This is a genomic window from Streptomyces sp. TLI_105, assembly GCF_900105415.1.
Lineage (GTDB): Bacteria > Actinomycetota > Actinomycetes > Streptomycetales > Streptomycetaceae > Streptomyces.
Window position 1 is genome coordinate 2,550,462 of sequence record NZ_FNSM01000001.1, and the last position, 14,274, is coordinate 2,564,735.

Sequence of the window (14,274 nt, forward strand, 5' to 3'; positions counted from 1 at the left end):
CCACCGTGAAACCTATGGATCGCTCCGATCGTCCGCCATCTACAGCTGTCACGCATCCGTGCACGGCATCTCATACATATGTCTGAGAGAGTGCGAGAATGGTGCGGTGAAGGGCGATTACCAAGAACTGGTGGACGAGATCTCCGCGCTGCTCGGCGCGCCGGCGACGCTGGAGAACCGCGACTTCGGCCTGATCGCCTTCGGCGCCCACGACAGCGACGACGACACCGCGATGGACCCCGTCCGGACGCGGTCGATCCTGACCCGGAAATCGACCCCGGCGGTCCGCGCCTGGTTCGAGGGCTTCGGCATCACCCGGGCGACGGGCCCGGTCCGCATCCCGGCCGCTCCGGACGCCGGGGTGTTCCGGGACCGCCTCTGTCTGCCCGTACGCCATCGGGGCGTCGTCCTCGGGTACGTCTGGCTGCTCGACGCCGAGCCCGGCCCCACGCCCGAGCAGCTCACCGCCGCGATGGAGGTCGCCACCCGGATCGGCGACCTCCTCGCCGACGAGGAGCGCGCGACCGCCGACCTCTCGCGCGAGTTCGCCTCGGCCCTGACCGCCGGGCGCGGCTGGCAGAGCGACATGGCCGTCGCGGCGCTCCGGGTGGCCCTGGGCCCCGGCGCGGACGGTCTGCACACCGTCGTCTGCGTGACCCCCTGGCGGGGCGAGGCCCCTTCGATCCGGGCGGTCCCCGGCGCGGCGGCGGTCGCCCCGCTCCCCGAGGCCGAGTCCCTCGCCGTCCTCGTACGGCTGCGCACGGCCGAGGACCTCTCCCCCGCGCACACGGCCGCCGACCGGCTGCGGGGCGCCGCCCCGGCCGGCATCGCGAACCCGCGCCGGGGGCTCGCGGAGATCCCGGCGGCCTGGCGTGAAGCCAACACGGCGGCCCGGGCCGCCACGGCGCAGCCGACGCTCGGCCCGGTCGCGGAGTGGACCGGGATCGGCCCGTACCGCCTGCTCGCGGCGCTCTACCACCCCGAGGTCGACCCCGTCGTCGCACCTCTGATCGCCCCCGCCCACGCCGAACTGGCCCGCACCGCCGAAGTGTTCCTCGACAACGCGGGCCAGGCGGGCCGCACGGCGGCGGCCCTGGGCATCCACCGCCAGACCCTCTACTACCGGCTGTCCCGGGTCGAGCAGCTCACGGGCCTGGACCTGGACGACGGCGAGGACCGCCTGCTGCTCCACATGTCCCTGAAGTCGGCCCGGCTGTAGTCCATGACGGCTTCGTGACGAGCCGTCAGCTCTCCTCCCCCATCAGGACCTTGAGCCCCGCGGTGAGGTCGTCGGCGCTCGGTGCGGTGTCCGGGTCGACCATCCACTGGATCATGACCCCGGTCGCCAGCGCCTGGCAGAGCAGCCCCGCCACCCGGGCCTTCTCCGGGTCGGCCTCCGGGTCGATGCCGAGGAAGCCCTCGGCCATCCCGAGCCGGCCCTCCCGCTGCGGCTCCTTGATCGCGTCACGGAGCTTCTCGTCGTCGTCGAGCCGGGTGACGATCTCGGTCTGGAGCTTCCAGACGGGCCGGCTCGCCTCGGCGGCGGCGATGACCTGCTCCCAGACGTCGTGGAAACGCTGGTACGGGTCGGCCGGCAGCTCCCGCTTCTCCTCGCCCGCACCGGCGGGGCCGACCCTCTCCCCCCACTCCTCGGTGAGCGCCAGGAAGGCCTGCTGGAGCAGGGCGTCCTTGGAGCCGTAGTGGTAGCCGATGGAGGCGAGGTTGGTGCCCGAGGCGGCGACGATGTCGCGCGCCGTGGTGCGCCCGTACCCCTTCTCGAGGAGGCAGCGCTTGGCGCCTTCGAGCAGGTCTTCCTTGTGTCCCATGACAGCACTGTACCCGGCTGCTAGACATCCGTATAAAACGAGCGTCCAGCAACCGGGTACGCGGCCGCGTGCGTCAGATCAGGTTGACCGAGCGGGCCGAGGTCGCGCCGATCTCCTCCGCGATCTCCGCGAGCACCGGCGCCGGCAGCGTGTCGTCGACGGTGAGCACGACGAGCGCCTCGCCACCCTCCTCGGCGCGGGAGACCTGCATGCCGGCGATGTTCAGACCGGCCTCGCCGAGGATCCGGCCGACCGTGCCGACGACGCCCGGGCGGTCCTCGTAGCGCAGCACGACCATGTGGTCCGCGAGCGCGAGGTCCACGTCGTAGTCGCCGACCGCGACGATCTTCTGCAGGTGCTTCGGGCCCGCCAGCGTGCCGGAGACCGAGACCTCCTGGCCGTCGGAGAGCGTGCCGCGCACGGTGACCATGTTGCGGTGGTCGGGCGACTCGGAGCTGGTGGTCAGACGCACCTCGACACCGCGCTCCTGCGCGAAGAGCGGGGCGTTGACGTACGACACGGTCTCGTCGACCACGTCCTCGAACACGCCCTTGAGCGCGGAGAGTTCGAGCACCTTCACGTCGTGCTGGGTGATCTCGCCGTAGACCTCGACGTCGAGGCGGGCCGCGACCTCGCCCGCGAGGGCGGTGAAGATCCGGCCGAGCTTCTCGGCCAGCGGCAGACCCGGCTTCACGTCCTCCGCGATGACACCGCCCTGGACGTTGACCGCGTCCGGGACCAGCTCGCCCGCGAGCGCCAGGCGCACCGACCTGGCGACCGCGATGCCGGCCTTCTCCTGGGCCTCGTCCGTGGAGGCGCCGAGGTGCGGGGTGCAGACGACCTGGTCGAGCTCGAAGAGCGGGGAGTCCGTGCAGGGCTCCTTCGCGTACACGTCGAGGCCCGCGCCGGCGACCCGGCCCTCCTTGATCGCCGAGTACAGCGCGGCCTCGTCCACGATCCCGCCGCGCGCGGCGTTGACGATGCGGACGGAGGGCTTGACCTTGTGCAGCGCCTCGTCGCCGATGAGACCGATGGTCTCCGGGGTCTTCGGCAGGTGGACGGTGATGAAGTCGGCGACCTCCAGGAGCTCGTCCAGGGCCAGCAGCTTCACCCCCATCTGGGCGGCGCGGGCCGGCTGCACGTAGGGGTCGTACGCGACGATCTTCATGCCGAAGGCGGACATGCGCTGGGCGACCAGGACGCCGATGCGGCCGAGGCCGACGACGCCGAGGGTCTTCTCGCTCAGCTCGACGCCCGTGTACTTCGAGCGCTTCCACTCGCCGTTCTTGAGCGCGGTGTTGGCCTGCGGGATGTTGCGCGCGGTGGCGACGAGCAGGCCGCACGCGAGCTCGGCCGCGGTCACGATGTTCGACGTGGGGGCGTTCACGACCATCACGCCGGCCTTGGTGGCGGCGGAGACGTCGACGTTGTCCAGTCCGACGCCGGCGCGGGCGACGACCCGCAGCTTCCCGGCGGCGGCGATGGCCTCGGCGTCGACCTTGGTCGCGGAGCGGACCAGGATCGCGTCCACATCGGCGATGGCGGGGAGCAGCTCGGCCCGGTCGGCGCCGTTGCAGTGCCGGATCTCGAAGTCCGGGCCCAGGGCGTCGACGGTGGCGGGCGACAGCTCTTCAGCGATGAGTACGACAGGTTTCGAGCTCACGTGAGTCCTCACAGGTCCAGTGCGGACGGCCGTCCCGACGGCCGCAGGCGGTGGAGGGGGCTTGCCGCGTGAAAGCGCACGACGCTGTGGGCCTGACGCGTATGTTGTTCAGAAGTGTAGTGGTGCGCAGGCGCCGTTCATGCGCCTCGTTGGAAGGATCACCCGTCCGTGGTTGGACGGGGTGTCCAACGATGTGGCGAGGGGCCGGACACGGTGTCCGGCCCCTGCCGTGAAGGCTTACGCCTCCTCGTCGTTCACCCAGCTCATGAGCTTGCGCAGCTCCTTGCCGGTGGTCTCCAGGAGGTGGTTGGCGTCCTGGGTCTTGTACTCGTTGTACTTCTTCAGGCCGCCGTGGTACTCGGCCATCCACTCCTTGGCGAAGGTGCCGTCCTGGATCTCCGCGAGGACCTTCTTCATCTCGGCCTTGGTGGCCTCGGTGATGATCCGCGGACCGGTGACGTAGTCGCCCCACTCGGCGGTCTCGGAGACCGACCAGCGCATCTTCTCCAGGCCGCCCTCGTACATGAGGTCGACGATGAGCTTCAGCTCGTGCAGGCACTCGAAGTAGGCGATCTCCGGCTGGTAGCCGGCCTCGGTCAGGGTCTCGAAGCCCGCCTTCACCAGCGCCGCGGTGCCACCGCAGAGGACGGCCTGCTCGCCGAACAGGTCGGTCTCGGTCTCCTCGGTGAAGGTCGTCTTGATGACGCCGGCGCGGGTGCCGCCGATGCCCTTGGCGTACGAGAGGGCCAGCGCGAAGGCGTTGCCCGTCGCGTCCTGCTCGACGGCCGCGATGCACGGGACGCCGCGGCCCTCCTCGTACTGACGGCGGACCAGGTGGCCCGGGCCCTTCGGGGCGACCAGGGCGACGTCGATGCCCTCGGGCACCTTGATGAAGCCGTAACGGACGTTCAGGCCGTGGCCGAAGAAGAGCGCGTCGCCCTCCTTCAGGTGGTCCTTGATGGACTCCTCGTAGACCTGGGCCTGGATCGGGTCCGGCGTCAGGATCATGATGAGGTCGGCCTCTTCCGCCGCCTGGGCGACGGAGACGACCCGCAGGCCCTGCTCCTCGGCCTTGGCCTTGGACTTCGAGCCCTCCTGCAGACCGACGCGGACGTCGACACCGGAGTCACGGAGCGACAGCGCGTGGGCGTGGCCCTGGCTGCCGTAACCGATCACCGCGACCTTACGGCCCTGGATGATGGACAGGTCGGCGTCGTCGTCGTAGAACAGCTCGGCCACTGGATTCTCCTTGAGGTGCTGGTGTTGCGTCCCACCGTACGGCGGGGAGCGGGAGGAAAGTTTTCGGGTCTCGTCAGTCGGACCGCCGGTCGGACCGGCGGTCGACCTCCGACGACTCAGGCGCTGCGGTCGAGGGCCCGCAGGGACCGGTCCGTGATGGACCGGGCGCCACGCCCTATGGCGATCGTGCCGGACTGCACGAGCTCCTTGACGCCGAACTGCTCCAGCATCTTGAGCATGGCGTCGAGCTTGTCACTCGAACCGGTGGCCTCGATGGTGACGGCCTCGGGCGAGACGTCCACGGTCTTGGCGCGGAACAGCTGAACGATCTCGACGATCTGGGAGCGGGTCTCGTTGTCGGCGCGGACCTTCACCAGGACGAGCTCGCGCTGGATCGCGGCACTGGGCTCGAGTTCGACGATCTTCAGGACGTTGACCAGCTTGTTGAGCTGCTTGGTCACCTGCTCCAGGGGCAGGTCCTCGACATTGACCACGATGGTGATGCGGGAGATGTCGGGGTGCTCGGTGACGCCCACGGCGAGCGAGTCGATGTTGAAGCCCCGGCGGGAGAACAGGGCGGCGATCCGGGCGAGGATGCCGGGCGTGTTCTCGACGAGAACGGAGAGCGTGTGCTTGGTGGACATGTCTGGGTCTCTTCCTTTTCGCTCTACGCGCTCAGTCGTCTTCGCCGTCGCCGAAGTCGGGGCGGACGCCCCGCGCGGCCATGACCTCGTCGTTGGAGGTCCCGGCGGCCACCATCGGCCACACCTGCGCGTCCTCGTGGACGATGAAGTCGATCACGACCGGACGATCGTTGATCGCGTTGGCCTCGGCGATGACCTTGTCCAGATCCGCCGGGTCCTCACAGCGCAGGGCCACACAGCCCATCGCCTCCGAGAGCTTGACGAAGTCCGGCACGCGGGTGCCCCTGTTCGCCCGGACGTCGTCCGGACCCGAGTGCAGCACCGTGTTCGAGTAGCGCTGGTTGTAGAACAGCGTCTGCCACTGCCGCACCATGCCCAGGGCACCGTTGTTGATGATGGCGACCTTGATCGGAATGTTGTTCAGGGCACAGGTGGTGAGTTCCTGATTGGTCATCTGGAAGCAGCCGTCGCCGTCGACCGCCCACACCGTGCGGTCCGGCATGCCGGCCTTGGCGCCCATCGCGGCCGGGACCGCGTAGCCCATCGTCCCGGCGCCGCCGGAGTTCAGCCAGGTGGCCGGCTGCTCGTAGTCGATGAAGTGCGCCGCCCACATCTGGTGCTGACCCACCCCCGCCGCGAAGATCGTGCCCGCCGGGGCGAGCTGCCCGATCCGCTGGATGACCTGCTGCGGCGACAGCGAACCGTCCTCCGGCAGGTCGTAGCCCAGCGGGTAGGTCTCCCGCCAGCGGCTCAGGTCCGACCACCAGGCGGAGTAGTCGCCCCGGTGGCCCTCGCTGTGCTCGGCCTGGACGGCCTGGACCAGGTCGGCGATGACCTCCCGGGCGTCCCCGACGATCGGGACGTCGGCGGCACGGTTCTTGCCGATCTCGGCCGGGTCGATGTCCGCGTGGACGATCTTCGCGTACGGGGCGAAGCTGTCCAGCCGGCCGGTCACCCGGTCGTCGAAACGGGCGCCGAGGGCGACGATCAGGTCGGCCTTCTGCAGCGCGGTGACGGCGGTGACCGCCCCGTGCATGCCCGGCATGCCCACGTGCAGCGGATGGCTGTCCGGGAACGCGCCGAGGGCCATCAGGGTGGTGGTCACCGGGGCGCCGGTCAGCTCGGCGAGGATCTTCAGCTCGGCCGTCGCACCGGCCTTGATCACGCCGCCGCCGACGTACAGGACCGGCCGCCTGGCGGCGGTGATCAGCTTCGCGGCCTCACGGATCTGCTTGGCGTGCGGCTTGGTCACCGGCCGGTAGCCGGGCAGATCGGTCTGCGGCGGCCAGCTGAAGGTGGTCTTCGCCTGCAGCGCGTCCTTGGCGATGTCCACCAGCACCGGGCCCGGCCGGCCGGTGGAGGCGATGTGGAAGGCCTCCGCGATCGTCCGCGGGATGTCCTCGGCCCTGGTCACCAGGAAGTTGTGCTTCGTGATCGGCATCGTGATGCCGCAGATGTCCGCCTCCTGGAAGGCGTCCGTACCGATCGCCTTCGAGGCCACCTGGCCGGTGATCGCCACCAGCGGGACCGAGTCCATGTGCGCGTCGGCGATCGGGGTGACCAGGTTCGTCGCTCCCGGACCCGAGGTCGCCATGCAGACGCCGACCTTGCCGGTGGCCTGCGCGTAACCGGTGGCCGCGTGCCCGGCGCCCTGCTCGTGCCGGACCAGGATGTGACGCACCCGCTGCGAGTCCATCATCGGGTCGTAGGCGGGCAGGATCGCGCCGCCCGGGATGCCGAAGACGGTGTCGGCGCCCACTTCCTCGAGAGAGCGGATCAGGGACTGCGCACCCGTGACGTGCTCGACGGTGGTGGCGGGCTGCGCGCCGCTACGGGGCCGCGGCTGCGGATGGTGCCCGGTGGCCTGGTCGGTCATCAGCATCTCTTCTCGAAGCAGAGGGTTTTTGCGAGGTGTTTTGCGGGGTTTTGCTGCGTTTTTGGGGTGAGCCGGTGCAACAAAAAACCCCTCGTGCCGTGAGGCAAGCGAGGGGAGCGCGTCGGGTGCGTTCTCAGCGGGACCTGCGGGGGTCCTGCTTCAGCCGACGCGCTTTCCAAGTACGAGAATTCGGGTGCGCATGGCACTGACCCTCCCTCTCCGCCCTCGCCACTGTCAAGTGGGTGGGACAGGCGTCTCAGTATTTGGGCGAATCGGGGGACGGTTTCCGACACGGACGGGGACCGCTCCGGGCAGCGGGTACTCGTCCCGTACGAGGGCCCTGCGCAGGCGGTACTCGTCGAGCGGGCCCGAGAAGGCCATGCCCTGGGCGTGGGTGCAGCCCATCGCGCGCAGGGCGATGACCTGCTCCGGGACGTCGACGCCCTCGGCGACGGTCTGCATGCCGAGCTCGTCGGCGATGCGCAGCACCCCGCGCGTGATCTTGCGGAGCCGGGCCGACTCGACCACGCCTTCGACGAGGCCCCGGTCCAGCTTCAGTATGTCCACGGGGAGCCTCCGCAGGGCGTTGATCGCCATGTGTCCGCTGCCGAACCCGTCGAGCGCGATCCGCACCCCGAGCCGGCGCAGCGTGATCAGGCGCTGTTCCAGCTCGTCGAGCGAGGTCCGGGGGTCGCTGTCGGCGAGCTCGACGATCAGCGAGCCGGACGGCAGGCCGTGCCGGGTGAGCAGCGACTCGATCGAGCCGAGCGGCAGCGAGCGGTCCAGGAGGCGCCGGGCGGAGACCCGGATGGAGACGGGCGTGCGGTGGCCGATTCCCGCCCGCTCGGCGGCCTGCTCCACGGCCTCCTCCAGGAGCCAGCGGCCGAGCTCGGCGGTGCGCTCGCCGTCGTCGGTGACGCGGAGGTACTCGGCCGGGGTGAAGAGGATGCCCTGGCTGGAGCGCCAGCGCGCCTGGGCGCTGACGGCGGAGATCCGGCCGGTGGCGAGGTCGACGACCGGCTGGTGGAGCAGGGCGAACTCGCCGTCGTGGAGGGCGGTGCGCAGCCGGGCGGCCAGCTCGGTCCGCCGGACCACCTCGGCCTGCATCTGCGGGGCGTAGAGCTCGACGCGGTCCTTGCCGGCGGCCTTGGCGCGGTACATGGCCAGGTCGGCGTTGCGCAGCAGGTCGCCGGCCTCGATGCCGGGTTCGGCGAAGGCGACGCCAATGGAGGCGGCGACCCGCACCTCGTTGCCCCCGTCGACGCGGTAGGGCTGGGAGAGGGTGAGCCGGAGCCGGTCGGCGATCTCCTGGACCTGGCTCTGACGGGCCGCCCGGTCGCGGCCGCCGTCGCCGAGGATGAGGGCGGCGAACTCGTCGCCGCCGAGCCGGGCGGCGGTGTCCCCGGCCCGTACGGAGTCGTGGAGGCGGCGGGCGGCCTGGACGAGGAGGTCGTCCCCGGCCTGGTGGCCGAGGCGGTCGTTGACCCCCTTGAAGCCGTCGAGGTCGATGAAGAGCACGGCGGTGCCGGGGTCGGAGGAGCGGCGGCCGCTGAGCGCCTGCCGGACCCGGCGGGTGAACAGGGCCCGGTTGGGCAGGTCGGTGAGCGGGTCGTGCTCGGCGTTGTGCTGCAACTGGGCCTGGAGGCGTACGCGTTCGGTGACGTCCCGGCTGTTGAAGATCAGGCCGCCCTGGTGCCGGTTGACGGTCGACTCGACGTTGAGCCAGTCGCCGCGGCCCGAGCGGAAGCGGCACTCGATCCGGGTGGTGGGCTCCTCGGCCGGCGAGACGGCCAGGAAGCGCCGCACCTCGTGGACGACGGCGCCGAGGTCCTCGGGGTGGATGAGGGAGGCGAGCTCGGAGCCGATGAGCTCGTCGGCGTCGCGTCCGTACACACCGGAGGCGGCCGGGCTGACGTAGCGGAGTATCCCGGTGGGCGCGGCGATCATGATGACGTCGCTGGAGCCCTGCACGAGCGACCTGAAGTGGTTCTCCTTCTGGGCCAGTTCGTGGGTGAGGGCGATGTTGTCGAGGAGCATGATGCCCTGCCGTACGACGAGGGCGAGGACGACCGTGCAGCCGGTGAGGACGACGACGCGGTCGACCCGGCGCCCCTCGACGACGTTGTAGAGGATGCCGAGGGTGCAGACCGCCGCGGCGAGGTACGGGGTGAGGGCGGCGAGCGAGCCGGCGACCGGGCGGCTGTGGAGCCACGGGCCGCGCGCGGCGGCCGCGCCGTCCGGCGGGCGGCGCACCCCCCAGGGCGCGTAGGCGAGCAGCAGAGAGCCGGCGAACCAGCCGGCGTCGAGGAGCTGGCCGGAGGCGTAGTTCTCGCGGAGCAGCGGCGAGGTGAAGAGGGCGTCGCACAGCACGGTCAGGGCGAGCGCGGCGATCGCGGTGTTCGTCGCGGAGCGGTTCGCCTGCGAGCGCCGGAAGTGCAGGACGAGGACCATGCTGACGAGCACGATGTCGAGCAGCGGGTACGCGAGCGACAGCGCGGCCTGGGCGACGGACTCGCCCTCGAAGTGCGCGGTGCGGGCGAGGGCGAGGCTCCAGGAGAGCGTGAGCAGGGAGCCGCCGATGAGCCAGGCGTCGAGCCCCAGGCACACCCAGCCGGCCCGGGTGACGGGCTTCTTGGCGAGGACGAGGAGGCCCACGATGGCGGGCGGCGCGAAGAGTAAGAAGCAGAGGTCGGCGACGGAGGAGTCCGGCACGTCGGCGCGGAGCACGACCTCGTACCAGCCCCACACGGCGTTTCCCGCGGCCGCCATGAAGGAGGAGAAGGCGAAGAGCAGCCAGGCCGGGCGGGCGCTGTCGTGGCGCGCGCGGCCGTAGAGGAAGCAGGAGACGGCGGCGGTGAAGGCGGCGGCGCTGAGCCCGAAGTCGCCCATGAAGAGCGCCAGTCGGGGGGAGCCCCAGCCGAGGGAGGCTCCGGTGGTGTAGCCCGCGCAGACGAGTCCGAGGGCGATCTGGGCGACGGCCCCGCCGAGGCGGGGGCGCTCGGAGGCCGGATGACCGGAACCGCCGACGGGGTGGCGCGTGAGGACCGCCCCGGGCGCGCTCACGGGATCCTCCGGTGCCGCGCCGCCGCACCCGGCCGCGTCGTGCGCCCGCGCCGCCGGTTCATCGGCACCCCCGGGGGCGTGCCCGTCACAGCCGTGGGCGTCGCGATCGTGGACCTCGCCGCCCTGGGCGTCACGGCCGCAAGCCTCGCGGTCGCGGGCGTCACGGTCATGAGCCTCGCGGCCCTGGACGTCGCGGTCGTGCGCCTCGCGATCGCGGACCTCGCAGTCCTGGGCGTCACGGTCGCGGGCCTCGCACTCCCGGGCGTCACGGTCGCGGGCCTCGCGGTCGTGCGCGTCCCGTCCGGTGTCCCGCGGCGCGGTGGGGCGTGGCGGCCGGTGCGGCGCCGCCTGGTCCGGCACGGAGTGCGCGAGGCCTCCGGCGAGGCGGGGAAGGCTTGCCGGCGGCGTCGCCGCCGCGTCGGATCGTCGGTCCTCCGGCCGTGCTTCACCCGTCGCCCCCCTCGGAATCTGATGACCCGTCACTTCGCTCCCCAGCGTCAGCCCGTTCTCGACGCAGTCCCCCGCCACGGGACGATACACCAGGACCGTCACTCAGGGACAGGGCCGCAGTACTCTCCGTGACGATCACGGGGCGCGTGCGCGGCGCGTGTCGGGGCGCACGCCACCCGACCGGCCGAACGCGATCCTCCGGTCAGCCGGTGGTGAGGAGGACGTTGGCCAGTTCCTCGCCCGCCGCGAACCGCCGCAGCTGTCCCGCGATCAGCCGCTTCGCCCTCGGCATGAAGGCCGAAGTGGAACCTCCCACATGGGGGCTGATCAGGACACCGGGAGCGTGCCACAGAGGGTGCCCGGCCGGCAGCGGTTCGGGGTCGGTGACGTCGAGCGCCGCCGTGATCCTGCCGCTCTCGACCTCCTTGAGCAGCGCGTTCGTGTCGACGACCGGGCCCCGGGCGACGTTCACGAGGAGCGCCCCGTCCTTCATCCGCCCCAGGAACCCGGCGTCGGCGAGGTGCGTGGTCGCGGGCGTGAGCGGAGTGGAGAGCACGACCACGTCCGCCTCCGGCAGCAGGGCCGGCAGGTCCGTCAGGGCGTGCACGGGGCCGCGCTCTGTGGTGCGCGCGGAGCGTGCGACGCGTGCGACCCGCGCGCACTCGAAGGGCGCGAGCCGGTCCTCGATGGCGGCGCCGATCGATCCGTACCCGACGATCAGGACGGACTTGTCGGCGAGCGCCGGGTAGAAGCCGGCGCGCCACTCCTCGGCGTCCTGGCCGCGCACGAATCCCGGGATGCCCCGCAGCGAGGCGAGGATCAGGGCGAGCGTCAGCTCGGCGGTGCTGGCCTCGTGGACGCCCTTCGCGTTGCAGAGGGCGACCCCGGGCCGCAGCGAGCCGATGCCCGGCGTGACGTGGTCGATGCCGGCGGACAGGGTCTGCACGACCCGGAGGGAGGTCATCCCGGCCAGCGGCCGTACGGCGATCTCCGAGCCCTTCATGTACGGGACGACGTAGAACACGCAGCGGGCCGGGTCGGCGGGGAACTCGGGACCGCCGTCCCAGAAGCGGTAGTTCAGGCCCGATCCACCCGGCGCGGGGAGCCCCTCGATCTCGTCCGCCGGGATGGGAAGCCACACGTCAGCGGTCGTGTCTTCGAATCTCATGACCGGGAGGCTATGCGAAGAATCCGGCGCGTCATTGGTTACTTTGGGGGACGGCACAGGGAGGGGTACCGGCAGGTGGAGCGCAGGACTATCGGGGCGGCGGCGCTCGACGTGGGTGCGATCGGCCTGGGGTGCATGCCGATGAGCTGGGCGTACAGCCGTTCGGAACAGCGGGGGGACCGCTCGCTGCGGACCGTGCACGCGGCGCTCGACGCCGGGGTGAGCCTGCTCGACACCGCCGACATGTACGGCCCGTTCACCAACGAGCTTCTCGTGGGGCGGGCGTTGAAGGAGCGGCGCTCCGAGGCCTTCGTCTCGACGAAGTGCGGGCTGCTCGTCGGCGACCAGCACGTGGTCGCCAACGGCAGGCCGGGGTACGTGCGCCGGGCCTGCGACGCCTCGCTGCGGCGGCTCCAGACCGATGTGATCGACCTCTACCAGCTGCACCGGGCGGACCCCGAGGTGCCGGTCGAGGAGACCTGGGGCGCCATGGCCGAGCTGGTGTCGGCGGGCAAGGTGCGGGCGCTCGGCCTCTGCGCCGTCGGCGCGCGGGCGGTCCGGCGGGGAGCCGATCTCCACGAGGGAACGATCCGTCAACTGGAGCGGATCCAGCAGGTCTTCCCGGTCGCGGCGGTGGAGGCGGAGCTGTCGGTGTGGTCGCAGGAGGCGCTGGTGCGGCTCCTGCCCTGGTGCGCGGCGCGCGGGGTCGGCTTCCTGGCGGCGATGCCGCTGGGGAACGGCTTCCTGACCGGGACGCTGACCCCGGGCGGCGGCTTCGAGCGGGACGACCCGCGGGCCCGGCACCCCCGGTTCACGGCCGAGATGATGGCGGCGAACCAGCCCATCGTGGCGGGGCTGCGCCGGGTCGCCGCGCGGCACGGCGCGGAGGTCACGCCCGCGCAGGTGGCGCTCGCGTGGGTGCTGGGCCTCGGGCGGCACGTCGTGCCGGTGCCGGGGGCGAAGCGGGAGCGGTGGGTGGTGGAGAACGCCGGGGCGGCCGCGCTGCGGCTGACGACGGAGGACCTGGCGGAGATCGCGGCGCTTCCGGCGCCCCGAGGGTCCTGGGACTGAAGGCCTCACGAGGCCGGGCCCGGCGGCCGGGCAGCCGATCGCAGCGAGCGGTGTGTCGGCGGCCGGGCAGCCGATCGGGGCGAGCGGTGTATCAAGGGGGTGGGACACCGCTCGACTCGTCGAAGGGGGACCGGCCATGCGCCGTCCTGTCGTGCAGAAGGCCCTGTGGGGCGCCGCCGTGCTCGCGCTGGTGACCGGCTGCTCCTCGGGAGACACCGGGCAGGATCCACGTACGACCCCGCCGGCCTCCGCCTCCCCGCCGTCCTCCGTCTCCCCGTCGCCGTCCGCCGCAGGCCGGGTGTCCGTGGCGGGCACGCTCACCGGGGGGCTGAAGTCGCCCTGGGGGCTCGCGGAGCTGCCCGGCGGGGATCTGCTCGTCTCCTCGCGGGACGAGCGGACGATCACCCGGGTCGACGAGCGGACCGGCGCGAAGACCCCGCTCGGCGAGGTGCCCGGGGTGGTGCCGGGCGGTGAGGGCGGGCTCCTGGGGCTCGCGGTCCGGGACGGCCGGGTGTACGCGTATCTGACGGCCGCCTCGGACAACCGCATCGTGCGCATGCGGTACGGCGGCGGGGCGGGCGACCGGCTCGGTCCGCCGGAGCCGGTGCTCACCGGCATCCCGAAGGGCTTCGTGCACAACGGCGGACGGATCGCGTTCGGGCCGGACGGGATGCTGTACGCGGGGACGGGCGAGACGGGCCGGACCGGGCTGGCCCAGGACCGGTCGTCGCTGGGCGGGAAGATCCTGCGGATGACGCCGGAGGGCCGCCCCGCGCCGGGCAATCCCTTCCCCGGCTCGGTGGTCTACTCGTACGGCCACCGCAATGTGCAGGGGCTCGCCTGGGACGCGGAGGGCCGGCTGTGGGCGGCCGAGTTCGGGCAGAACACCTGGGACGAGCTGAATCTGGTGGAGCCGGGGCGGAACTACGGCTGGCCAAAGGTCGAGGGGCGGGCCGGCCGGGCCGGGTTCGTGGACCCGGTGGCCCAGTGGCCGACCTCGGAGGCGTCCCCGAGCGGGATCGCGTACGCGCGTGGCGCGATCTGGATGGCCGGGCTCAGGGGCGAGCGGCTGTGGCGCGTCCCGCTCTCGGGGGCGGAACGATCCGGGGAGCCCGAGGCGTTCCTGAAGGGTGAGTACGGGCGCCTGAGGACGGTCCTCGCGGCGGGCGGCGACCGGCTCTGGCTGGTGACCAGCGAGACCGACACCCGGGGGACGCCCGGGCCCGGGGACGACCGGATCCTCCGGCTGGAGGTGAGGTGAGGAGGCGGTGGCC

Annotated in this window: 10 protein-coding genes; 3 read left to right on the forward strand and 7 right to left on the reverse strand. The window is 72.0% G+C overall.

The annotated features are described in order from the left end of the window. The first annotated feature begins 106 nt into the window (after nucleotides 1–106). Nucleotides 107–1,219: a PucR family transcriptional regulator gene (locus BLW86_RS11500; RefSeq protein WP_093873948.1), complete on the forward strand. Its 1,113-nt coding sequence runs from the start codon at nucleotides 107–109 to the stop codon at nucleotides 1,217–1,219. A 25-nt stretch (nucleotides 1,220–1,244) separates the two neighbouring features. Here the strand turns inward: BLW86_RS11500 and BLW86_RS11505 are convergent, their stop codons facing one another. From BLW86_RS11505 to BLW86_RS11540, 7 genes are all read right to left on the reverse strand, one after another. Beyond that, nucleotides 1,245–1,826, reverse strand: coding sequence for a TetR/AcrR family transcriptional regulator (locus tag BLW86_RS11505; RefSeq protein ID WP_093873949.1), 582 nt, complete (start codon nucleotides 1,824–1,826; stop codon nucleotides 1,245–1,247). Between the two features lie 73 nt (nucleotides 1,827–1,899). Continuing rightward, nucleotides 1,900–3,489 (reverse strand): phosphoglycerate dehydrogenase, encoded by a 1,590-nt coding sequence (gene serA, locus BLW86_RS11510; RefSeq protein WP_093873950.1) that lies wholly within the window; start codon nucleotides 3,487–3,489, stop codon nucleotides 1,900–1,902. Between the two features lie 237 nt (nucleotides 3,490–3,726). Then, complete coding sequence (ilvC, locus tag BLW86_RS11515; RefSeq protein WP_093873951.1) at nucleotides 3,727–4,728, reverse strand: ketol-acid reductoisomerase; 1,002 nt, start codon at nucleotides 4,726–4,728, stop codon at nucleotides 3,727–3,729. 116 nt (nucleotides 4,729–4,844) lie between these two features. Next, a complete protein-coding gene (ilvN, locus tag BLW86_RS11520; RefSeq protein ID WP_030222540.1) occupies nucleotides 4,845–5,372 on the reverse strand; it encodes an acetolactate synthase small subunit in 528 nt (175 codons plus the stop codon). Between the two features lie 31 nt (nucleotides 5,373–5,403). After that, nucleotides 5,404–7,254 carry an acetolactate synthase large subunit gene (locus tag BLW86_RS11525; RefSeq protein ID WP_093873952.1) on the reverse strand — a complete coding sequence of 617 codons (1,851 nt, stop codon included), beginning with the start codon at nucleotides 7,252–7,254 and terminating at the stop codon, nucleotides 5,404–5,406. A gap of 228 nt (nucleotides 7,255–7,482) precedes the next feature. Further along, nucleotides 7,483–10,311, reverse strand: a complete 2,829-nt coding sequence (locus BLW86_RS11530; RefSeq protein WP_093873953.1) for a putative bifunctional diguanylate cyclase/phosphodiesterase — start codon at nucleotides 10,309–10,311, stop codon at nucleotides 7,483–7,485. Nucleotides 10,312–10,963: 652 nt separating this feature from the next. After that, on the reverse strand, nucleotides 10,964–11,929 hold the full coding sequence (locus BLW86_RS11540) for a 2-hydroxyacid dehydrogenase (RefSeq protein WP_256341283.1): 966 nt from the start codon (nucleotides 11,927–11,929) through the stop codon (nucleotides 10,964–10,966). Between the two features lie 75 nt (nucleotides 11,930–12,004). Here BLW86_RS11540 and BLW86_RS11545 point away from each other — a divergent pair, with 75 nt between their 5' ends. Further along, complete coding sequence (locus BLW86_RS11545; protein WP_093873956.1) at nucleotides 12,005–13,000, forward strand: aldo/keto reductase; 996 nt, start codon at nucleotides 12,005–12,007, stop codon at nucleotides 12,998–13,000. A gap of 136 nt (nucleotides 13,001–13,136) precedes the next feature. After that, a complete protein-coding gene (locus BLW86_RS11550) occupies nucleotides 13,137–14,261 on the forward strand; it encodes a PQQ-dependent sugar dehydrogenase (protein WP_093873957.1) in 1,125 nt (374 codons plus the stop codon). The last annotated feature ends 13 nt before the right edge of the window (nucleotides 14,262–14,274 follow it).

Excerpts from the sequence above, each read along its gene's own strand:
- BLW86_RS11505 (WP_093873949.1), bottom strand. The coding sequence starts at position 1,826 with ATGGGACACAAGGAAGACCTGCTCGAAGGCGCCAAGCGCTGCCTCCTC.
- ilvN (WP_030222540.1), bottom strand. The coding sequence starts at position 5,372 with ATGTCCACCAAGCACACGCTCTCCGTTCTCGTCGAGAACACGCCCGGC.
- BLW86_RS11525 (WP_093873952.1), bottom strand. The coding sequence starts at position 7,254 with ATGCTGATGACCGACCAGGCCACCGGGCACCATCCGCAGCCGCGGCCC.
- BLW86_RS11540 (WP_256341283.1), bottom strand. The coding sequence starts at position 11,929 with ATGAGATTCGAAGACACGACCGCTGACGTGTGGCTTCCCATCCCGGCG.
- BLW86_RS11550 (WP_093873957.1), top strand. The coding sequence starts at position 13,137 with ATGCGCCGTCCTGTCGTGCAGAAGGCCCTGTGGGGCGCCGCCGTGCTC.